At 75.7% G+C, this 19,817-nt stretch carries 18 protein-coding genes; 14 read left to right on the top strand and 4 right to left on the bottom strand.

The window, feature by feature from the left end; all coding sequences use genetic code 11:
* Window positions 1-3: 3 nt before the first annotated feature.
* Window positions 4-996 (top strand): aldo/keto reductase, encoded by a 993-nt coding sequence (locus tag PGB27_RS19470; protein ID WP_274202044.1) that lies wholly within the window; start codon window positions 4-6, stop codon window positions 994-996.
* 70 nt (window positions 997-1,066) lie between these two features.
* Here the strand turns inward: PGB27_RS19470 and PGB27_RS19465 are convergent, their stop codons facing one another.
* Complete coding sequence (locus PGB27_RS19465) at window positions 1,067-2,494, bottom strand: LuxR C-terminal-related transcriptional regulator (RefSeq protein WP_274202043.1); 1,428 nt, start codon at window positions 2,492-2,494, stop codon at window positions 1,067-1,069.
* Between the two features lie 94 nt (window positions 2,495-2,588).
* Here PGB27_RS19465 and PGB27_RS19460 point away from each other — a divergent pair, with 94 nt between their 5' ends.
* The 7 genes from PGB27_RS19460 to PGB27_RS19430 all read left to right on the top strand — a co-directional run bounded on the left by PGB27_RS19460 (window position 2,589) and on the right by PGB27_RS19430 (window position 9,048).
* Complete coding sequence (locus PGB27_RS19460; RefSeq protein ID WP_274202042.1) at window positions 2,589-3,242, top strand: GntR family transcriptional regulator; 654 nt, start codon at window positions 2,589-2,591, stop codon at window positions 3,240-3,242.
* A gap of 204 nt (window positions 3,243-3,446) precedes the next feature.
* Window positions 3,447-3,851 carry a GlcG/HbpS family heme-binding protein gene (locus PGB27_RS19455; RefSeq protein WP_274202041.1) on the top strand — a complete coding sequence of 135 codons (405 nt, stop codon included), beginning with the start codon at window positions 3,447-3,449 and terminating at the stop codon, window positions 3,849-3,851.
* 73 nt (window positions 3,852-3,924) lie between these two features.
* Entirely contained in the window at window positions 3,925-4,350 is a 426-nt protein-coding gene (locus PGB27_RS19450; RefSeq protein WP_274202040.1) for a diol dehydratase small subunit, read from the top strand.
* Between the two features lies 1 nt (window position 4,351).
* Entirely contained in the window at window positions 4,352-6,064 is a 1,713-nt protein-coding gene (locus PGB27_RS19445) for a propanediol/glycerol family dehydratase large subunit (protein ID WP_274202039.1), read from the top strand.
* A complete protein-coding gene (locus tag PGB27_RS19440) occupies window positions 6,061-6,654 on the top strand; it encodes a propanediol/glycerol family dehydratase medium subunit (RefSeq protein WP_274202038.1) in 594 nt (197 codons plus the stop codon). Before PGB27_RS19445 ends, PGB27_RS19440 begins: the two co-directional genes overlap by 4 nt.
* A gap of 103 nt (window positions 6,655-6,757) precedes the next feature.
* On the top strand, window positions 6,758-8,617 hold the full coding sequence (locus PGB27_RS19435; protein ID WP_274202037.1) for a diol dehydratase reactivase subunit alpha: 1,860 nt from the start codon (window positions 6,758-6,760) through the stop codon (window positions 8,615-8,617).
* Between the two features lie 101 nt (window positions 8,618-8,718).
* Window positions 8,719-9,048, top strand: coding sequence for a glycerol dehydratase reactivase beta/small subunit family protein (locus PGB27_RS19430; protein ID WP_274202036.1), 330 nt, complete (start codon window positions 8,719-8,721; stop codon window positions 9,046-9,048).
* On the opposite strand, the gene PGB27_RS19425 is transcribed toward PGB27_RS19430, so the two are convergent.
* Complete coding sequence (locus PGB27_RS19425) at window positions 9,038-10,006, bottom strand: patatin-like phospholipase family protein (protein ID WP_274202035.1); 969 nt, start codon at window positions 10,004-10,006, stop codon at window positions 9,038-9,040. The two genes, PGB27_RS19430 and PGB27_RS19425, sit on opposite strands and share 11 nt — an antisense overlap.
* Before the next feature lie 142 nt (window positions 10,007-10,148).
* On the opposite strand from PGB27_RS19425, the gene PGB27_RS19420 reads away from it, so the two are divergent.
* The 5 genes from PGB27_RS19420 (at window position 10,149) to PGB27_RS19400 (ending at window position 16,810) form a co-directional block, all read left to right on the top strand.
* A complete protein-coding gene (locus PGB27_RS19420; protein WP_274202034.1) occupies window positions 10,149-11,840 on the top strand; it encodes a CocE/NonD family hydrolase in 1,692 nt (563 codons plus the stop codon).
* Window positions 11,841-12,160: 320 nt separating this feature from the next.
* Window positions 12,161-13,033: an alpha/beta fold hydrolase gene (locus PGB27_RS19415; RefSeq protein WP_274202033.1), complete on the top strand. Its 873-nt coding sequence runs from the start codon at window positions 12,161-12,163 to the stop codon at window positions 13,031-13,033.
* A gap of 177 nt (window positions 13,034-13,210) precedes the next feature.
* The gene (locus tag PGB27_RS19410; RefSeq protein WP_274202032.1) at window positions 13,211-14,002 is read left to right on the top strand and encodes a SigB/SigF/SigG family RNA polymerase sigma factor; all 792 of its coding nucleotides are present in this window, start codon (window positions 13,211-13,213) and stop codon (window positions 14,000-14,002) included.
* 29 nt (window positions 14,003-14,031) lie between these two features.
* Window positions 14,032-15,147, top strand: a complete 1,116-nt coding sequence (locus tag PGB27_RS19405; protein WP_274202031.1) for an FUSC family protein — start codon at window positions 14,032-14,034, stop codon at window positions 15,145-15,147.
* 79 nt (window positions 15,148-15,226) lie between these two features.
* Window positions 15,227-16,810: an FAD-dependent oxidoreductase gene (locus tag PGB27_RS19400; RefSeq protein WP_274202030.1), complete on the top strand. Its 1,584-nt coding sequence runs from the start codon at window positions 15,227-15,229 to the stop codon at window positions 16,808-16,810.
* Window positions 16,811-16,892: 82 nt separating this feature from the next.
* Here PGB27_RS19400 and PGB27_RS19395 read toward each other — a convergent pair whose 3' ends face one another.
* The gene (locus tag PGB27_RS19395) at window positions 16,893-17,078 is read right to left on the bottom strand and encodes a hypothetical protein (protein ID WP_274202029.1); all 186 of its coding nucleotides are present in this window, start codon (window positions 17,076-17,078) and stop codon (window positions 16,893-16,895) included.
* A gap of 198 nt (window positions 17,079-17,276) precedes the next feature.
* Window positions 17,277-18,503: an FUSC family protein gene (locus tag PGB27_RS19390; protein WP_274202028.1), complete on the bottom strand. Its 1,227-nt coding sequence runs from the start codon at window positions 18,501-18,503 to the stop codon at window positions 17,277-17,279.
* A 155-nt stretch (window positions 18,504-18,658) separates the two neighbouring features.
* Between PGB27_RS19390 and PGB27_RS19385 the strand changes: the two genes are divergently transcribed.
* Window positions 18,659-19,798, top strand: a complete 1,140-nt coding sequence (locus PGB27_RS19385) for a hypothetical protein (RefSeq protein WP_274202027.1) — start codon at window positions 18,659-18,661, stop codon at window positions 19,796-19,798.
* The last annotated feature ends 19 nt before the right edge of the window (window positions 19,799-19,817 follow it).

Raw genomic sequence — 19,817 nt, 5'->3', positions numbered from 1 at the left:
GTCATGCGCTACCTCGACCTCCCCACGGCCAAGAAGTGGTCCGCGATCGGCCTGGGCACCTGGCAGTTCGGGTCCCGCGAGTGGGGCTACGGCAGCGACTACGCGCAGGGCCCGGACAGCGAGGCGTCGAGGATCGTCGCCCGCGCCCTCGAGCTCGGCGTCACCGTCTTCGACACCGCCGAGGCCTACGGCTTCGGCCGCAGCGAGCGCATCCTCGGCGAGGCCCTCGACCGCGCCGACGCGGACCCCGCGACCACCGTCGTCGCCACCAAGATCTTCCCGGTGCTGCCGGTCGACCAGGTCGTCGTCCAGCGCGGCACGTCCAGCGCCGCGCGGCTGCGCCGCAAGATCGACCTGTACCAGGTCCACCAGCCCAACCCCGTCATCGGCGACGGCACGACGATGGCCGGGATGCGCACGCTGCAGGCCGCGGGCGTCGTGGACGAGGTCGGCGTCAGCAACTACGGCCTCGAGCGCTGGCAGGGCGCCGAGACCGCGCTCGGCTCGCAGGTGATCTCGAACCAGGTGCAGTACAGCCTCGTCGCCCGCGAGCCCGACCGCGACCTGCTGCCCTACGCGCGCACGGCCGGCCGCGCGATCCTGGCCTACAGCCCGCTGGCCCAGGGTCTGCTCTCGGGCAAGTTCGACGAGACCCACCGCCCGGCCAACCGCGTCCGCTCGCTCAACCCGCTCTTCCTGCCCGAGAGCCTGCGCCGGGCGACGCCGCTGGTGGAGACGCTGCGCGCGGTCGCCGACGCGCACGACGCGACGCCCTCGCAGGTCGCGCTCGCGTGGACGATCCACCACCCCGTGGCCGTCGCGATCCCCGGTGCGTCCAGCGTCGCCCAGCTCGAGAGCAACTGCGCGGCTGCCGAGATCACGCTCGCCGACGACGAGTACACCGCGCTGACCGCGGCCGCCGAGTCGTTCGAGCCGGTGTCGGGGCTCTCGGCGCTGGCCGGGATCGCGCGCGCCCAGATCGGCGTCGGGCGCTAGCGAGCGCCGCGCGAACGGGGACTTCGCGCGCGTAGAAGCAGCGAACAGCGCGTTCGCTGCAGAAACACGCTCACCCCAACTGCGCCAGCATCGTCCGGTTGCGCGTGCCGGTCTTGCGCAGCAGCGAGCCCACGTGCTTCTCGACGGTCTTGGCCGAGATGGCGAGGGCACGGGCGATCTGGCGGTCGGTGAGGCCCCGGGCCACGAGCCCGCGGACCTCCCGCTCGCGCGGGGTGATCGCGTGCGCGCTGCGGGTCGGGGCGGCGAGGCGCTCGAGCTGGTCGTCGGCCAGGAGCGTCTCGCCCCGCCCGGCGGCGGCGACGACGGCGACGAGCCGGTCGGCGTCCGGGCCGACGCAGCCCTTGACGCCCGCGGCGACGGCGACCCGCAGCCGCTCGTCGGGGCAGTCGTCGGCGAGGAGCACGACGGCGGGCGGGTCGGGCTGGGCGGCGAGGCGCTCGAGCATGCCGACGAGGTCGTCGCCGAGGAGGTCGTGCTCGACGACCAGCACGTCGGGGCCGAGCAGCCGGCAGGTCGCGGCGAGGTCGTCGGCGCCCGAGACCTCGGAGACCATCCCGAGGTCCGGCGCCCCGAGCTGGAGCATGCGCACGACGCCCGCCCGCACCACCGGGCGGACCGCGGCGACGAGGACGCCGGTCCGGGTCCGGCCCGGGACGGGCGGGGGAGCGGAGGTGCAGGGGATGGTCAGGCGCAGGCGGGTGCCGCGCCCGGGCGCGCTGTCGATCTCGAGCTCGCCGTCGAGGCGGCGGGCGCGGGCGGCCATGGCGCGCAGCCCGAGGCGTGCGCCGGCCGTCGCGACGGCCAGCGGGGCGCTCGCCGCGGTGTCGAAGCCGCGGCCGTCGTCCTCGACGAGCACGGTCAGGGTGCCGGGGCCGTGCACCACGCCGACCCGCACGCACTGCGCGTCCGCGTGGACGGCGGCGTTGAGCAGCGCCTCCTGGGTCATGCGGAACACCTCGTCGCCGAGGCCCTCGGGGATGCTGCCGGCGCCGACGGTGACGAGGTCGGCGCGCGTGGGCGCGTGCGCCTCGACCCAGTCGAGCTCCTGGCGCACGGCCTGTTCGAGGGTGCGACCGGCGAGCACGCCGCTGTCGGCGAGCGCGAGGGCGGCGTAGTCGGCGAAGAGCTCGGCGAGGTGGACGTCGGCGTCGGAGAAGCCGGCGGCGTGCCCCGCGGACGCCACGCAGGCCCCGACGACGCGCGGCCCCCGGCGCACGGGGACGGCGAGCACCGACCCGTCGACGACCGGCTCGCCCGTGGTCAGCAGCCGCGCGATCGCCTCGCCCGGCACGGAGCCGTCGCCGACGGCGACCGCCCACGAGCGGGCGGCCTCGTCGACGCGGACGACCCAGCCGGCGCCGCCGGTCAGCGTGCCCAGGTGGTCGGCGATCCGTCGCAGCAGCGGCTCGGGCTCGCCGTGCCGGGGCCCTGTCGACGTGTCCGTCGGGAGCACGGACGTCGGTGCCGCTGCAACCACGGGCTGCCCTCCTCGACGTGGACACCCGATGCATACAAGATGCATCGATGTGGTGAGAGTAGGGTCACGCCGACTCGACGGCAAGGGCGGTGCGGTGACGGGGAACGGGAGCCTGTCGGCGAAGGAACGCGCCTACCGTGACACGAAGGCCCGCATCCTGGACGGGTCGTTGCCCGGTGGTGACCTGATCACCGAAGGGCAGGTCGCGGACACCCTGGCGATGAGCCGGACCCCGGTCCGCGAGGCGTTCCTCCGGCTGGAGGCCGAGGGGCTGCTCCGGTTGTTCCCCAAGCGCGGCGCACTCGTCGTCGCGGTCTCCCCCAGTGAGGTGGAGGCCGTCCTCGAGGCGCGCGAGCTGGTCGAGGGCCACGCCCTGACCAAGCTCTGCGCCGCGCCCGAGGAGGACCGCGCCGTGGTGGCCGCCGCCCTGCACGAGGTGCTCGACGTCCAGCGCGAGGCCCTGTCCCGCGAGGACGAGCAGGCCTTCGCCGAGGCCGACCGGCGCTTCCACATCACCGTGGTCGAGAGCGGGCGCAACCCGATCCTGCTCGAGCTCTACGCCTCGCTGCGCGACCGCCAGCTGCGGATGAACCTCGGCTCGCTCGAGCGCGGCCCGTCACGCCCGCGCGCGATCCTCGCCCAGCACGAGGCGATCGTCGCCGCCCTGACCGCCGGTGACGCCGAGGCGGCGCGCGAGCGGTTGCGGGTCCACCTCGACGCGACCCGCGTGTCCGTGCTGGGCCGGTAGCCCGGCGCTGGGCCGAACGGCCTGGGGGACATCCCCCACGGGGCCAGGTGGGGACAGTCCCCGTGGCCCGGGGGTCGCCGCGCTCCCTAGCGTCCTGCGTCGCCGGGTCCAGGCCCGACCGCCCCGCCCGACCGGCGACACCCCGACCTGTCGGGCGCGGGGCGTCCACGTCCCCAGCCGCCCCACCAGCGCGGAGGTTCCCGCATGCCCGGACTGACCCTCGCCGAGGCCCGTCGGATGCTCGACGCCGGGCTCGCCGAGGCCGACGCGATCGGCCAGCCGATGAACGTCGCCATCGTCGACGCCGGCGGCCACCTGGTGGCGTTCGCCCGCCAGGACGGCGCGATCCGCGCCAGCATCGACATCTCCCAGCGCAAGGCCGCGACCGCGATCCTCATGGAGGCCCCGACGGCCGCCCTGATGGAGCTGGTCCAGCCGGGCGCCGAGCTCTACGGGCTCGAGCAGACCGCCGGCGGGATGGTCGTCTTCGGCGGCGGCATCCCCGTGCACCGCGACGGCGAGCTGGTGGGCGCCGTCGGCGTCAGTGCCGGTTCCGCCGAGCAGGACGTCCGCGTCGCGGAGGCCGCGGTCGCCGCGCTCAAGGCCTGACACCCCCACCGAGGTCGACGCCCGCCGACGTGGTCGTCCCCGCCAGCAGCACCGACCGTGCCGAGGAGAAGGCATGACCAGCACCGAACTGACCCCCGCGGACTACCCGCTCTCGATCAATCGCCCGGAGCTGCTGCACACGCCGACCGGCAAGGCGCTCGCGGACATCACGATGGACGCCGTCGTCTCCGGTGAGGTCACCAACGAGGACCTGCGCGTCACCCCCGACACGCTCGTCCTGCAGGGCCGGATCGCCGAGTCGGTGGGCCGCCGCCAGCTCGGGGAGAACTGCCGCCGCGCGGCGGAGATGACCGCCATCCCCGACGACGAGGTGCTGGCGATGTACAACGCGCTGCGCCCCCGGGCCTCCAGCGCCGCGCAGCTCGAGGAGATCGCGTCCCGGCTGGAGAACACGTTCTCAGCCCCCACCTGCGCCGGTCTTGTCCGTGAGGCCGCCGAGGTCTACGCGGCCCGCAACCTGCTCGCCGAGGAGGACTGACATGACAGCGGTGGCACCCCGCTCAGGGGCATCGGTACAGACGTCGAAGCGCACCGAGATCCTCGAGGCCCGGCCGGTCAACCTGGACGGCTTCGTCGAGGAGTGGCCCGAGAAGGGCCTCGTCGCGATGGAGTCGGACTACGACCCGCAGCCGTCCGTGCGCGTCGAGGACGGCCGGATCGTCGAGCTGGACGGTCGTACCCGCGACCAGTTCGACTTCATGGACACGTTCATCGCCGACCACGCGATCGACGTCGACACCTGCGAGGACGCGATGGCGACCCCGTCGGTCGAGATCGCACGGATGCTGGTCGATCCCCGGACCTCCCGCGCCGACGTGGTCGCCCTCGGCCGCGGTCTGACGCCCGCGAAGATCCTCGACGTCGTCAAGCTGATGAACGTCGTCGAGATCATGATGGGCATCCAGAAGACCCGCTCGCGGCGCACGCCCGCCAACCAGGCCCACTCGACCAGCGCCAAGGACAACCCGATCCAGGTCGCGGCCGACGCCGCCGAGGCCGCGGTGCGCGGTTTCGCCGAGCTGGAGACCACGCTCGGCGTCGTGCGCTACGCGCCGCTGGTGGCGATCGGCCTGCAGGTCGGTGGCCAGGTCGGCCGCGGCGGCGTGCTCACCCAGTGCGCCCTGGAGGAGGCCACCGAGCTCGACCTCGGCATGCGCGGCATCACCGCCTACGCCGAGACGATCTCCATCTACGGCACCGAGTCGGTGTTCGTCGACGGCGACGACACCCCGTGGTCCAAGGCGTTCCTCGCCTCGGCGTACGCGTCCCGCGGCATCAAGATGCGCTTCACCTCGGGCACGGGTTCCGAGGTGCAGATGGGCAACGCCGAGGGTCGCTCCATGCTGTACCTGGAGATCCGCTGCATCCTCATGGCGAAGGGCGCCGGGGTGCAGGGGCTGCAGAACGGCTCGATCTCGTGCATCGGGGTGCCCGGCGCGGTGCCCGGCGGCATCCGCGCGGTGGCGGCGGAGAACCTCGTCGCCAGCTGGATGGACCTCGAGTGCGCGTCCGGCAACGACCAGTCGTTCTCGCACTCGGCGATGCGGCGCACCAGCCGCCTGCTGCCGCAGATGCTGCCCGGCACCGACTTCGTGTGCTCCGGGTACTCGGGGGTGCCGAACAAGGACAACATGTTCGCGGGGTCCAACCTCGACACCGAGGACTACGACGACTGGAACGTCATCCAGCGCGACATGCAGGTCGACGGCGGCCTGCGCCACGTCCGCGAGGACGTGATCCTGCAGGTCCGCAACAAGGCCGCGCGCGCGATGCAGGCCCTGTTCGCCGAGCTCGACCTCCCCGCGATCACGGACGAGGAGGTGGAGGCGGCGACGTACGCCGACTCCAGCGACGACTACCCCGACCGCGACGCCCTCGCCGACCTCGAGGGCGCCCGCAGCGTCATGGACCGGGGGATCACCGGTCTGGACCTCGTGAAGATCCTCGAGCGCACCGGCTTCGGCGACGTCGCCGAGAACTACCTGAACGTGCTGCGCCAGCGCGTCTCCGGCGACCTGCTGCAGACCGCCGCCGTGCTCACCGGCGACTTCGTCCCGCTGGCGGCCATCAACGACGCCAACGACTACGCCGGACCCGGCACCGGTTACCGCCTGTCCGGCGAGCGGTGGGAGGAGCTCAAGAAGCTCCGGCACGTCACCTCCGCCGAGAACCCCGAGGAGGAGGTCGTATGACCGCGCCAGGAGCAGTCAGCACCGAGTCGGTCCGCACCCTGTCGCTGCGCGAGATCGGGCCCGCCGAGCGCGGCACGAAGCCGGACGAGGTCGTCATCGCGCTCTCGCCGGCGTTCGGTGACCCGTTCACCAAGACGATCGTGGACGTGCCGCACGCCGAGGTGATCCGCCAGCTGCTGGCGGGCATCGAGGAGCGCGGCGGGTCGGCGCGGGTCATCAAGGTCTACAAGACCGCCGACCTCGCGGCGATCGCCCACTTCGGGGCGAAGATCTCCGGCTCGGGCATCGCGGTGGGTGTGCTCTCGCGCGGCACCACGGTGCTCCACCAGCGCGACCTCGCCCGTCTGTCGAACCTCGAGCTCTTCCCGCAGGCGCCGTTGCTGGACGCCGAGGTGTTCCGCATGATCGGCGCGAACGCCGCGCAGTACGCGCAGGGCCAGTCGCCGAAGCCGGTGCCGACCCGCAACGACCAGATGGCCCGCCCGCGCTGGCAGGCCAAGGCGGCCCTGCTGCACCTCAAGGAGTTCGACTGCATCGACCACTCCCGCAACGCGGTGGAGGTCGAGCCGGTCATCACGAAGGTGGACTGAGCGGGTCCCGCTGGTGGAGTGAGGGTCACCTCCGCTGCGTCCCACGCAGCGGAGGCGGCCCTAGCTCCGTGCGCGGGCACCGTCGGAGCGAGGAAGGACAGGCGTGTCGCTGGTCATCGGCGTCGACATCGGCAACTCCACGACCGAGGCGTGCATCGCCGAGGTCACCCAGGGCGAGGTCGGCCGGCTCGCGTCGTCGCTCACCGCGACGACGGGGGTGAAGGGCACCCCGGAGAACACGACGGGGGCGGTCACGGCCGTCCGGCGGGCCCTCGAGGTCTCCGGGCGGCCCGCCGACGCCCTCGCGACCGTGCTGCTCAACGAGGCCACCCCGGTGATCAGCGGACTCGCGATGGAGACGATCACCGAGACGATCATCACCGAGTCCACGATGATCGGGCACAACCCGGACACGCCGGGCGGTGAGGGCCTCGGGGTCGGGACCACCGTGGCCCTGGACGGGCTCGACGAGGTGGAGCCCGGGACGACGGTCGTCGTCGTGGTCGGCAAGGGCGCCGACTTCGACGACGTCGCGCACCTGCTCAACCGCGCGTTCGAACGGGGCGTGGACGTCGTCGCCGGGGTGATGCACGGCGACGACGCGGTCCTCGTGGTCAACCGGCTGCAGCGGCGCATCCCGGTGGTCGACGAGGTCTCCGCGGTGGAGAAGGTGCCCCTCGACATGCTCGCGGCCGTGGAGGTCGCGGCGCCCGGGCGGACCATCCGCACGCTCTCGGACTCCTACGGGCTCGCGTCGACGTTCGACCTGGACGCCGAGCAGACCCGGAAGGTCTCGCCGGTCGCCCGGGCGCTGTCGGGCAACCGTTCGGCCGTCGTGGTCCGCACGCCCGCGGGCGACGTCACCGACCGGCGCATCCCGGTCGGGACGCTCCACCTGTCCGGCTCCGGGCGCACGCTCGACGTCGGGGTGGACGGCGGCGCCGACGCGATCATGGAGGCGATCGGGCGGGTCGCGCCGCTGTCGGACGTGCACGGCGAGGCCGGCACGCACGTCGGCGGCATGCTCGCGAACGTCCGCGACACGATGACCGACGTGACGGGCCAGCCGGCGTCGGAGATCCGCATCCGCGACGTCCTCGCCGTCGACACCATGGTCCCCGCCACCGTCCGCGGGGGGCTCGCCGGCGAGGTCCACCAGGAGAACGCCGTCGCGCTCGCGGCGATGGTCCGCACCAGCCGCAGCCGGATGCAGGCGGTGGCCGACGCGCTGGCCACCGAGCTCGGGTGCGAGACGATCATCGGCGGGGTCGAGGGCGAGGTCGCGGTGCGCGGCGCGCTGACCACGCCGGGCACGTCGGTGCCGATCGCGATCATCGACATGGGCGGTGGGTCCACCGACGCGGCGCTGCTCGACCGCGACGGCGCGGTGTCGGCGGTGCACGTCGCGGGCGCGGGCGAGCTCGTCACCAAGCTCATCGACTCCGAGCTGGGGCTGGAGGACCGCGAGGCCGCGGAGTCGGTCAAGCGTCACCCGCTCGCCAAGGTCGAGAGCTTCTTCCACATCCGCCACGAGGACGGCACGGTGCAGTTCTTCACCGAGCCGCTGCCCCCGCACGTGTTCGCGAAGGTCGTCACCGTCACCCCGGAGGGACTCGCGGCGGTGCCCGTGAAGGGCTCGCTGGAGTCCGTGCGACGGGTCCGGCGCGAGGCCAAGCGGCGGGTGTTCGTCGTCAACGCGCTGCGGGCGCTCGCGCAGGTGGCCCCGCAGGGCTCGCTGCGCCTGCTCGGGTCGGTGGTGCTGCTCGGCGGGTCGGCGCTGGACTTCGAGATCCCGGGCATGGTCGCCGACGCGCTCGCGCCCTACGGGGTGGTCTGCGGCATCGGGAACGTGCACGGCACCGAGGGCCCGCGCAACGCGGTGGCCGCCGGGCTGGTCGACGTCCACGCGGGCACGGCCGCGGGCCCGGCCCCCGAGAAGGTCCAGCGGCAGGCGGCGTCGTGACCCGGGGCTCCCCGCTCTCGGGCGTCTCGGCCTCCGGCGGACCGGGCTGCCACGGGCGCATCGACCGCCCTCTCTCGACCCGGGATCTGGCTGACCCCACCATGCCGCCCGCGGTGCTCGTCGTGGCCCACCACGACGCGCCGCCCGCGGTGGTGCGCGAGGTGTGCGCCGGCGCCGAGGAGCAGGGGGTGCCGACGGCGCTGCTCGACCCGCCGCGCGACGGGCGGCTGGGCCCGTTCGCGGCGCGCGAGTCCCGGCTCGAGGTCGGGGTGGGGATCGCCGCCGACGGCGCGGTGACCGTCCACCACGCCCTCGTCCCGGACGCGATCCTGGCCCTCGACGCGGGCGCCCCGGCCGCGGACCTGCGCGTCCTCGGGGCCGATGCGGCCCGGATCGTCGCCGGGCTGCCGCTGCGGAGCCTCAGGCGGTAGAGCGCTGGTCCTCGTCGAGGTCCAGGGCCTCGCGCAGCGCCGCCTGCCCGGTCTCGATGCCGCGACGCAGCACGTCCGGGTCGGTCTCGAGCGGGTTGATCGTGTCCGCGCCGGCGGGTGGGCGCACCTCGAACAGGTGGGGCCCCTCCTCGGCGGGCGAGGCGGTGGCGTGGGCGAGGCGGGAGTCGTCGGCGCGCCGGTTCTCCAGGCGGTTGCCGATGACGTGGACCAGGCCCGGGACGTTGACCGCGCCCAGGCGCGAGACCAGCGCCTTCTCCAGGCGCGTCGCGTCGATGGCCGTCTGGTCGGCGCGGCGGGTGCGCAGCACGAGCACGTGCGTGGCGCCCTGGTGCAGCGCGGTGTGGAACGGGATCGGCTCGGCGACCGCGGCGTCGACGTAGCGGCGCCCGTCGATCTCCACCGGCAGCCCGGCGAGCAGCGGCACCGCGGCGCTCGCCCGCAGGGCCAGCTGCAGCGACTCCTTGTCGACGATCGTGTCGGCGAGGTCCACGGCCTCGCCGGTCTCGACGTCGGTGGCGATCGGGTGGAGCGGGACCTCGGCGTCGAGCACCTGATGCCAGTCGAACGGGACGATCTCCTCGCCGACGGTGTTGATGAGGTACTCGACGTCGACCACCGGCTGGCCGCGCAGCCCGCGGCCCGGCCGGGTCACCCGCTCCATCAGCCCGGGCCGGTACCAGCCGGCGCAGCAGTGCGCGGCCTGCGCGCCGACGAGCCAGCTGCCCGCGAGCGCGCCCGCCGAGGAGCCGTAGATGTCGTCGAAGCACTCGGCGAGGCCGAGCTCCTCGAGCGCCAGCACCATGCCGCTCGAGTACGTCGCCCGGCTGCCGCCGCCCTCCACGGCGAGCGCGACGCGGTACGGGTCGCGGCGGTTGCTCGGGCAGGTGCCCTCGGCGCGGCGGGCGGCCAGGACGTCGAGCACGGGATGGGCGCGCACCAGAGCATCATGCCCGCTTCACACGCTCGTCGACCGTTCGGGCTACGTGCGCTGCGCGCACGTGAGCAGAAAGAGGTGCTGGGGCACGTCTTTCTGCTCACCTGCGCGAAGCGCACCTCGGAGATCGGCGAGACTCGACGCCGTGAGCCTCGTGACCGGGATCCTGCGCCGGGCCCTGCGCCTGCCCCCGCCGCGCACGCCGCGGGTGTCGGTGGACCGCGACGTCGCGGTGCCGATGCCCGACGGGGTGGTGCTGCGCCACGACCACCACCGCCCGGCCGGGGTGCACCGGGGCCCGGTCGTCGTCGTGCGCAGCCCGTACGGGCGCGCCGGCTGGATCGGCACGGTCTTCGGGCGCCTCGTCGCCGAGCGCGGGCTGCAGGTCGTGGTGCAGTCGGTGCGTGGGACCGCCGGCTCCGGCGGCCGGTTCGCACCGTTCGACGAGGCCGACGACGGCCGCGCGACCGTCGCGTGGGTGCTCGACCAGCCCTGGTGCGACGGCCGGCTCGCGACGCTGGGCCCGAGCTACCTGGGGCTGACCCAGTGGGCCCTCGCGCCTGCCGCGGGTCGCTCGCTCAAGGCCATGGGCACGCTGGTGACCGCGTCGTCGTTCCGCGACCAGACCTACGCCGGCGGCGCGTTCTCGCTGGACAACGCGCTGTCGTGGACCTCGATGATGCGCACGGCGGCCGCCGGCGGGCTCGCACGGATCACCGGGACGCTGCGCGGCCGGCGGAAGGTCCTCGAGGCCCTGGACGCCCTGCCGCTGCGCACCGGCGACCAGCGCGCCACCGGCGGCGAGGTCGACTGGTACCAGGACTGGCTGCGTGAGACCGACCCCGGCTCGGCCTACTGGGCGCGCCGCGACCACACCGGCGACGTCGCCGAGGTGGCCCGCGCGGACGTCGCGGTGACGATGCTGGGCGGCTTCCAGGACATCTTCCTGCCCTGGCAGCTCGCCGACCACGCCGCGCTGCGCGCCGCCGGCGGCCGTCCGCGACTGGTACTCGGGCCGTGGGTCCACACGTCCGGCCCGGGGCTCGCGGCCGGGCTGCGCGAGGCGCTGGCCGCCTTCGAGCGCGCCTTCGACGGCACCCACGGCAGCGGCGGCGTCGCGGCGGCCACCACCGAGGAGGCCCCGGTCGCGGTCACGCTCTCCGGGGACGGCGGCACCCGCCACCTCACCGACTGGCCCCCGCCGCACGCCGTGCAGCGCACCTGGTTCCTGCGCGCCGACCACTCGCTGTCGGTGCAGCCCCCGCCCGACCGCACCGACGGCGCCGTGCGCTGGCCCGGCACGCTCGTCGACTACGACCCGGCCGACCCCACGCCCGCCGTCGGCGGCCCGATCCTCACCGGGAAGTCCGGGCCCCGCGACCAGACCCCGCTCGAGTCGCGCGCCGACGTCGCCGTGTTCACCTCCGACGTGCTCGCCGAGGACCTCGTCGCCCTCGGGCCCGTGTCGGCCACCGTGCACCTGCGCGCCGAGGTGGAGCACCTCGACGTGTTCGTGCGGGTGTGCGACGTCGACCCGCGCGGACGCTCGATCAACGTCACCGACGGCCTCGTCCGCCTCGCCCCCGGCGCCCCGGCCACCGCCGCCGACGGCACCCGCGCGGTCACCGTCGACCTGTGGCCCACCGGCCACCGCTTCGCGGCCGGTCACCGCCTGCGCCTGCAGCTCTCCGGCGGCGCGCACCCCCGCTTCGCCCGCCACCCGGGCACCGGCGACCCGCTCGGCGAGGCGACGACGCTCGTGCGCCAGCCCCGCGAGGTGCTCCACGACGCCGGCCACCCCACCGCGGTGACGCTGGCGGTGGAACCCCGCCGCTGAGTCGGCGAGCGGTCCGACGCGCGCGGGATGTCGCCCGGCTCACACCGCCCGTCGGGTGCCCGCCGCCCTTGGTCGACGTCACGCCGCGGCGGGGTGGAGACGGCGCCCGGGATGCCGATCCTGGGGACATGGCCGTCCTGCCCTCCACGGCGGCCGGCGTGGCGACCGACACCGCGAGGACGGGGTCGGCACCCGCACCGGCCCCGTCACCCGCCGCTCCACCGCCGTCCTCGTCAACGCCGTCGGCACGGTCGGCGCCGCCGTCATCGTCAACGCCGTCGGCGCCGTACCCGACCGTGCGCCCGCGCCCCGTCCACGGCGTGCGCACGAGCGACGGCGTGCCGCTGCACGTCGAGATCCGCGGCCACCAGGGCCCGGTGGTGGTGCTCAGCCACGGGTTCACGGTCGACTCGGCCGAGTGGTCGCCGCAGATCGCGGCCCTCGCCCACCGCGCCCGGGTCGTCACCTGGGACCAGCGCGGCCACGGCCGCTCCGGCTGGGGCGACCCCGCGCACGCCACGATCGACCAGCTCGGCCGCGACCTCGCCACCGTCGTGGAGGCCGTCGCCCCGTCCGGGCGGGTCGTGCTGGGCGGCCACTCGATGGGCGGCATGACGGTCCTCGCGCTCGCCCGCCAGCACCCCGAGTGGTTCGGGACGCGGGTCGCGGGCGTGTTCCTCGTCGCGACCTCGGCCGGCGACCTGTTCTCCGACGGCCCGCTGGGCGTCCTGCACGCGGCCGCGCGGCGCGCCGGCGTGCTGCCGGCGGTCCTGCAGGGCGCGCGCCTGGCCGCGCCGCTCGCCGAGCAGCTGCCGTGGCGCGACTCCCTGCTCGGGCGCTGGTTCGTCCGGCGCATGGCCTTCACCCGCGACGCGACCGACGAGGAGGTGCGCCGGTTGCAGGCGGTGACGGAGAGCGTGCCGCTGCCGGTCACCTCGGCGTTCTCGTCGTCGCTGCTCGCGCACGACGAGAGCGCCGCTCTCCCCGCCCTGGCCCGGGTCCCGACCACCGTGGTCGCGGCCACCGACGACCGCCTCACCCCGGCCGCGCACGGCCGTCGCATCGCCGAGGAGCTCGGGCCGACCGCGCGGCTGGTGCTCGTCGAGGACGCGGGCCACGCCGTCAACCAGACCCACCACGCGATCGTCGACGCGGCCCTGTTGGACCTGGTCGACGGCCTGCGGCACCGCTGAACCGGAACAGCTCGTAGCCGCCCGTGAGCGGAGAGGTGTGGGTCCGGCCCGCACGGGGCACTCAGCTCTTCGCGAAGGAACTCCGGTTCAGACACCAGCCGGGTCAGCTCACAACGACGAGCCCCCGCCTGGTCCGCAGAGTCGGTCTAGTGCCCGGGGCCCCACCGGGGGTGACCGATGGCCGGCCGCAGCAGTGATTACGACGAGTACGTGCCCCTCCTCGAGGAGTACGCCTCGCTGCCCGACGACGACCCGCGACGTGAAGGCGTCCGCGAGAAACTCGTCGTCGGGTTCCTGCCCGTTGCCCGCAACATCGCCCGCCGCTTCGCGCGGCGCGGCGAGCCCACCGACGACCTCGAGCAGGTCGCCTCGTTGGGCCTGCTCCACGCGCTCGAACGCTTCGACCCGGGGCGCGAGCGCGACTTCCTGTCCTACGCGGTCCCGACGATCATGGGCGAGGTCCGGCGGCACTTCCGCGACTCGGCCTGGTCGGTGCGCACGCCGCGCAGCGTCAAGGACCGCTACGTCGCCGTCGGCTCGGCGACCGCGTCGCTCTCGCAGCGGCTCGGCCGGGCGCCGACGGCCGCGGAGCTCGCCGAGCACCTGGGCATGACCCGCGACGAGGTCGCCGAGGCCGTCGCCGCGCACGGGTCGTACCAGCCCGCGTCGCTCGACGAGTCCCTCGGCGACGGCGACGACTCCGCGCTCGTCGACATCCTCGGGGTGCTCGACGGCGAGCTGGACCGTGTCGAGGTCCGCACGCTCGTGGGCTCGCTGGTCCGCGACCTCCCCGAGCGGGAGCGCACGATGCTCGCCCTGCGCTTCGTCCACGAGAAGACGCAGGCCGAGATCGCCGCCGTGCTGTGCATCTCGCAGATGCACGTCTCGCGCCTGCTCTCCCGCACGCTCGCCGCGCTGCGGGAGCAGATCGAGCGCGAGATGGCCACCGACCAGCTCGTCGCGGTCTGAGCGTCCGACCGTTCGGGTAGCTGCTCCGGGTGTCGACCCGGAGCAGCGACCCGGTCTCGTCCGTCACCACCGCGGTCACCGCTGCCGTCACGGCGTGGGTCGGCCGGGCGGGCGGGCGCCTGCGCGATGGCGCGTGGCGGATCGGTCTCGCCGCCGTCACCGCCACCGTCGCGTGGGCCCTCGCCCAGCACCTGCTGGGCCAGCCCGCCCCGATCTTCGCCCCGATCGCCGCGGTCGTCTGCCTGACCGACGCCCCGGGCACGCGCGGCCGGCGCGCACTCCGACTGCTCGCCGGCGTGTGTGTCGGCGTCGCGGTCGGGGAGCTCGCGACCCGCGTCACCGGCAGTGGCTGGCTGCAGGTCGGCGCGGCGGTCGCGGCCGGGATGTTCGTCGTCGCGCTCGGCAGCATCAACTCGCTGACCCTGCTCCAGGCGGGCATCGCGTCGCTGCTGGTCGTCGGGCTCGCGTCGCCGCAGTCGGGGTGGACACGCCTTTTCAGCGCCGTCATCGGCGGAGTGCTCGCGCTGCTGGTGAGCCAGGTCCTGGCCTCGCCGAGCCCGACGCGGCTGCTCGTCGTGGCCGCGCGCGACGCCCTGCGGGTGCCCGCCGACGCGCTCGCCGAGGTGGCCGCGGCGCTGCGGGAGGGGTCGGCGACGCGGGCCGGGGCGGCGGTGGAGGCCCTGCGCGGCGGTCAGGGGGCGCTCGCGACGTTCCTCGACACCCGCTCGACGGCCGGCTCCCTGGTGACGACGACGCTGCGCGGGCGCCGGGAGCGGGCGCGGGTCGCCGAGCTGGGCGCGCGCCTGGGCGGCATCGAGTACGTCCACGCCAGCAGCGTGCTGCTCGCGCGGACGGTGACCGAGGCGCTGACCTCGGGCGACGACACCCCCGAGCATCTCGTGCGGGGCGTCGAGGAGCTCGCGGCCGGGGTGCGGGCGGTGGCCGCCGACCCGGGCGCGCCCGACCCGCGCGCCGACGACCCCGCCGGCCCGCGCCCGACGCACGAGATCGCCGACGAGCTCGCCGCCACCCGCCCGGGCGGGCTCGCCGACCACGACGCCCAGCTCGCCGCCCAGCTGCACCTGCTCGCCCTCGACGTCGCCGCGCTGGTGACACCGGCGGAGGCCGCCCCGTCCCCGTCGTGAGCACTTTCGTCGGCTATAGCCGACGAAAGTGCTCACGTACCGCCGTTTGCCGCCCCGACGGGCCGGACACCTCGTGCGCATGCGGCCACGCCTCGACGGGTCGAGCTCCGCTCCGCTCCGTCTCACCCTCCCCGCGCGCGAGCTCTCCGCGTGGCACGACCCCGAGCACGCCGAGGAGCCCGACACCTACCCGCGCCTCGACGGTGACCGCCGGGTCGACGTGGCGGTCGTCGGCGCTGGGATCACCGGGCTGACGACGGCGGTGCTGCTCGCGCGCGAGGGCCTGCACGTCGCGCTGCTCGAGGCGCGCCGCATCGGGGCCGTGGCCAGCGGCAACACGACCGCGAAGATCTCTCTGCTGCAGGGCACGCGGGCGGCGACGCTCGACCGGCGCCACGACCACGACACCGTCGAGGCCTACCTGTCCGCGCACCGCGCCGGGTTCGCGTGGCTGCTCGACCGGGCCCGCCGCGCCGACTGCGACCTGGAGCGCCGCGACGCCGTCACGTTCAGCACCGCCGGGCGGTCCTCCCCGGGCGCCGACGCCGTCCGTCACGAGGCGTCGGTGCTGCGCCGCGCCGGGCTGCCCGCCGAGCTGGGTACCGACGTCGGCCTGCCGTTCGCGGTGTCCGAGGCCGTGACGCTCGCCGACCAGGCGCAGTTCGACCCCATGCCTTACCTCGCCGACCTCGCCCAGGAGCTGCACGAGGGCGGCCACCTGGTCTGCGAGGCCACCCGCGTCCGCAGCATCTCCCTGCTCGGCGCCCCGCGGCTGCGCACCGACCACGGGCAGGTCCGCGCGGAGCGGGTGGTGGTCGCCACCGGCATCCCGGTGCTCGACCGCGGCCTGTACTTCGCCCGCGTCGAGCCCAGCCGCTCGTACGCGCAGGCGGTGCGCGTCGACGGCGCGCTGCCCGAGGCGATGTACCTGTCGGTCGACGAGCCGACGGTGTCGCTGCGTACGGCGGAGATCGAGGGCGAGCGGCGCCTGCTCACCGGCGGCTTCGGCCACCGCGTCGGGGCGAGCACGCCGACGTCGTCGCACGAGCGGGCGCTGGCCGACTGGACCGCCGCCCACTTCCGGGTCCGCGAGATCACCCACCGCTGGTCGGCGCAGGACTACCTGCCCGAGGACGGGCTGCCGTTCGTCGGCCCGATGCGCTGGCAGCCGCGCATCCTCGTCGCGACGGGGTTCGCGAAGTGGGGCATGACCGGCGGCACCGCGGCCGCGCTGGCGCTGCGCGACCACGTCGTCGGCCGCGAGAACCCGTGGATGGGCGCGCTGCGGGCCGACCGCGCCCCGACCGCGTCGGCGCTGCCCACCCTGGCGCGGGCGAACAGCGAGGTCGGCCGCTACCTGGCCACCGGCTGGGCCCGGCCGCACCTGCCCACGAGCGAGCCGCTGCGCGAGGGCGAGGGCCGCGTGGAGACGACGACGCGCGGCAAGATCGCCCGCTGTCGCGTCGGGGGCGTCGAGCACGAGCGGGGCGCGGTGTGCCCCCACCTCGGCGGGATCGTGGCCTGGAACGACGCGGCGCAGAGCTGGGACTGCCCGCTGCACGGCTCCCGCTTCGCGCCCGACGGCGACGTCCTCGAGGGCCCCGCCACCGCCGGCCTCGCCTCGCCGCCCGGCCTCGCCCGCGTCGTGGCCCCCCGCGCCTGACGGTTCCGGCCCACGAGCGATGCGGCGTCGCCGCCGTCCAGAGCCCGGATCGCGACATCGTCGGTCGGCGAGACGGCGAGGGTCAGGCCGAGCGCCGGCGGGCGCGGCGTGGCCACTGCTCGCGCGGCATCCGCATCTCCGGCACGCGGCGCCGGGGCACGGCTCGGGGTCGGTCGTGCCGCGCCTCGTGCTCACCGAACACGTCCCGCGCCTCGTCGACCCGGCCGGGGTCGTCGGCCTGCCGCTCCACGACTGCCCAGCTCCGCATCCCGTCCGCCTCCTCGCCCGCTCCTCGTCCCCTGCTGGAGGAACGTACGGAGCCGGCGACGCGCGAGGAGTGGGGCGGACCCGCGCGCGGACCCCACGTCGTCGGGGGAGAACCCCCCGCACACGGCGTGTCGCGCGATCGGGGATGTGGCGATTCCCGGTGATGGGTGCCGGCGACGCCGCATCGCTCGGACCGGGATCAGCCCTCGTCGGGGTGCGGGGCGTCGCGGGGGCGGGCGGGGCGGCGGCCGGTGAGGTCGACGACCGCGCGCTGGGCCGCGTTGAGCAGCGCGCCCTCGACGCTCCAGCCCGTCCGGACCTCGCCCGACGCGCCGGGCAGGCGCCGGGCGGCGTCGCGGTGCACCGCGGTCATGAGCTCCAGCGCCGCCGAGCCGGGCGGGTGGCGGTCGGCCTGGGGCGAGAGCGAGCCCGGGTCGTCGCGGATCTCCTCGAGGGCCTCGGCGAGGTGGTCGAGCAGGTCGGCGAACGATCCCACGAACAACGGGTCGAGGCCCGGCTCCTCGCCCTCGGCGCCGTGGTCCTGCTCCTCGGCGGCGTCGACGATCGCTTCGCACAGATCGACCACGTGCCCCGCGACCTCGACCACCGCGTCGGCGGCGGGCGTGAGGACCGCCGTGGGCTCGGGGGACCGCCGGCGGCGCCGCACCGGGTTGAGGCGCAGGCTCTCGCGCGCCCAGGCGACGCTGTCCCGGGCCCGGCGCGCCTCGGCGTCGAGCGCGCGGGCGCGGTGCAGCCAGTCGTGCACGAGGTCCTCGCGCGGCGCCTGGTCCTCCCGCAGTGAGGCGGCGACGCCGCGCAGCAGGTCGGCGAGCCGGGACGTCACGCCGCGGAGCGCCGCGCTGGCGTCGCGCTGGTAGACCGGCGGCAGCACGAGCATGTTGACCACGACGCCGACCGCCGCCCCGAGCGCGATCTCGACCAGCCGCACCAGCGCGTCGACCGGCGAGCTCGCCGCCGGGCCCGCCTGGGCGACGAGGATCAGCGCCGTCACCGCCACCCAGTGCCCGTGCTCCCCGAACACGCGCAGCCGCCCGAGCAGCAGCCCCACGAGCACGACGAGGACGAGCGCGACGACGACCTGCGCGGTCAGCAGCGTCGCCGCGAGCGCGAGCACCACGCCCGTCGCCACGACCGCGAGCTGCTGCCCGGCGTCGCGCACCGACCGGTACACGGTCACCTGCACCACGAGGAACACCGCGGCGTAGGGCGCGAGGAACGGCTGGGGCGCCTCGAGCACCCAACGGGCGAGCAGCCAGGCGACGCCCGCCGCGGCGGCGGCCTTGACGGCCTGGACGACGGCCTCGCGCTCCGGGCCGCTGGCCTGCGCCGCCCGGGCCACGAAGCGCGGTGGGCGCAGCAGCTGACGGCGTGCCCGGCGGGCGAGCGTGCGCACTGAGGGCCCCATGGACCACGGTGTGCCCACCCGCGGTGGCACCCTGAACTCCGCACGGGGTCGCGGCGCGCCCACGCCGGGTCCTGCGTGCGCGGAGGCGCCGGGATGGGGCACGGTGTGCCCACTCCGCGCCGCCGGCGCGCACGACCCCGCGACGAGGTGCCCGCATGTCCCAGGGTCCCGACGACCCCGCCGAGGAGGAGATCCCCACCTCGCTCGAGGACGCCGCCGACCTGCTCTACGGGGTCGGGCGCGAGGAGTTCATCGGCGTCCGGGACGCGATGGTCAAGGAGGTCCGCCAGGCCGGGGACCGCGAGCTGGCCAAGGACATCGCCGCGCTGCGCAAGCCGTCGGTCGCCGCGTGGGTCGCGAACCGGCTGGCCCGCGAGTACCCCGACGAGGTCGAGGCGCTCGAGGAGCTCGGCTCCTCGTTGCGCGACGCCCAGGAGAAGCTCGAGGGCGACGCGCTGCGCCAGCTGTCCCGCCAGCGCCACGGGCTCATCAACGCGCTCGTCGAACGCGGCCGGCGCATCGCCCGCGAGGAGGCCGTGCGCCTCGGCGACCCGGCCGTCCGCGAGCTCGAGCGCACCATCGGCGCCGCCCTCGCCGACCCCGCCGCCGCCCGCGCCCTGGCCGGCGGGCAGCTCGCGGGCGGGATGGAGGCGGGGCCCGGCCTGGGTGAGGGCGGCATCAGCGCGGCGCTCGGCGGCCCGGCCTCCGGTGCCCGCCCGGCCCGTCGCGAGCGGCCGAGCCGCCCGTCGCACCGCCGCCCCGACCGTCGCCCGCAGCGTCCCCGCCCGCCCGCCGACGAGGTCGAGGCCGACGAGGCCGAGGTCGACGACGAGGTCGACGACGAGCTCGACGACGGTGCCGCCGACATCCGCGACGACCAGGAGACCCGCGAGCGCGAGGAGCGCGACCGGGCCGCGCAGGAGCGTGAGCGCGCCGAGCAGGAGGAGCGCGAGCGCCGGCGCCGGGAGGAGCGGGAGCGCCGCGAGCGGGAGGAGCGCGAGCGCGCGGAGAAGGCCGCGCGCGAGGCCCGGGTGCGCGCCGACGGGCTCGCCGAGCAGGCCCGCGAGGCGTCCGAGGCCGCTGACGCCGCGACCCGGGAGGCCGAGGAGGCGGACGAGACCGTCAGCGACCTGCGCGCCCGGCTCGACGCCGCCGAGGACGCCCGCCGCGCCGCCTGGGACCGCTCCGACACCGCCGCGCGCGAGCGCGACACCCGCCGCCGCGAGGCCGACCGGGCCCGCGAGGACGCCGACACCGCCGAGCGGCACGCTCGCACGCTCGGGGTGCGTACCTGACGCCGCGCCTCCGGACGCG

Source organism: Actinomycetospora lemnae (assembly GCF_028737315.1).
Classification (GTDB): Bacteria; Actinomycetota; Actinomycetes; order Mycobacteriales; family Pseudonocardiaceae; genus Actinomycetospora; species Actinomycetospora lemnae.
This window is presented reverse-complemented; position numbering and strand designations above follow the sequence as displayed.

Excerpts from the sequence above, each read along its gene's own strand:
- PGB27_RS19470 (WP_274202044.1), top strand. The coding sequence starts at position 4 with ATGCGCTACCTCGACCTCCCCACGGCCAAGAAGTGGTCCGCGATCGGC.
- PGB27_RS19455 (WP_274202041.1), top strand. The coding sequence starts at position 3,447 with ATGCCCGGACTGACCCTCGCCGAGGCCCGTCGGATGCTCGACGCCGGG.
- PGB27_RS19450 (WP_274202040.1), top strand. The coding sequence starts at position 3,925 with ATGACCAGCACCGAACTGACCCCCGCGGACTACCCGCTCTCGATCAAT.
- PGB27_RS19445 (WP_274202039.1), top strand. The coding sequence starts at position 4,352 with ATGACAGCGGTGGCACCCCGCTCAGGGGCATCGGTACAGACGTCGAAG.
- PGB27_RS19440 (WP_274202038.1), top strand. The coding sequence starts at position 6,061 with ATGACCGCGCCAGGAGCAGTCAGCACCGAGTCGGTCCGCACCCTGTCG.
- PGB27_RS19430 (WP_274202036.1), top strand. The coding sequence starts at position 8,719 with ATGCCGCCCGCGGTGCTCGTCGTGGCCCACCACGACGCGCCGCCCGCG.
- PGB27_RS19410 (WP_274202032.1), top strand. The coding sequence starts at position 13,211 with ATGGCCGGCCGCAGCAGTGATTACGACGAGTACGTGCCCCTCCTCGAG.
- PGB27_RS19400 (WP_274202030.1), top strand. The coding sequence starts at position 15,227 with ATGCGGCCACGCCTCGACGGGTCGAGCTCCGCTCCGCTCCGTCTCACC.
- PGB27_RS19395 (WP_274202029.1), bottom strand. The coding sequence starts at position 17,078 with ATGCGGAGCTGGGCAGTCGTGGAGCGGCAGGCCGACGACCCCGGCCGG.
- PGB27_RS19390 (WP_274202028.1), bottom strand. The coding sequence starts at position 18,503 with ATGGGGCCCTCAGTGCGCACGCTCGCCCGCCGGGCACGCCGTCAGCTG.
- PGB27_RS19385 (WP_274202027.1), top strand. The coding sequence starts at position 18,659 with ATGTCCCAGGGTCCCGACGACCCCGCCGAGGAGGAGATCCCCACCTCG.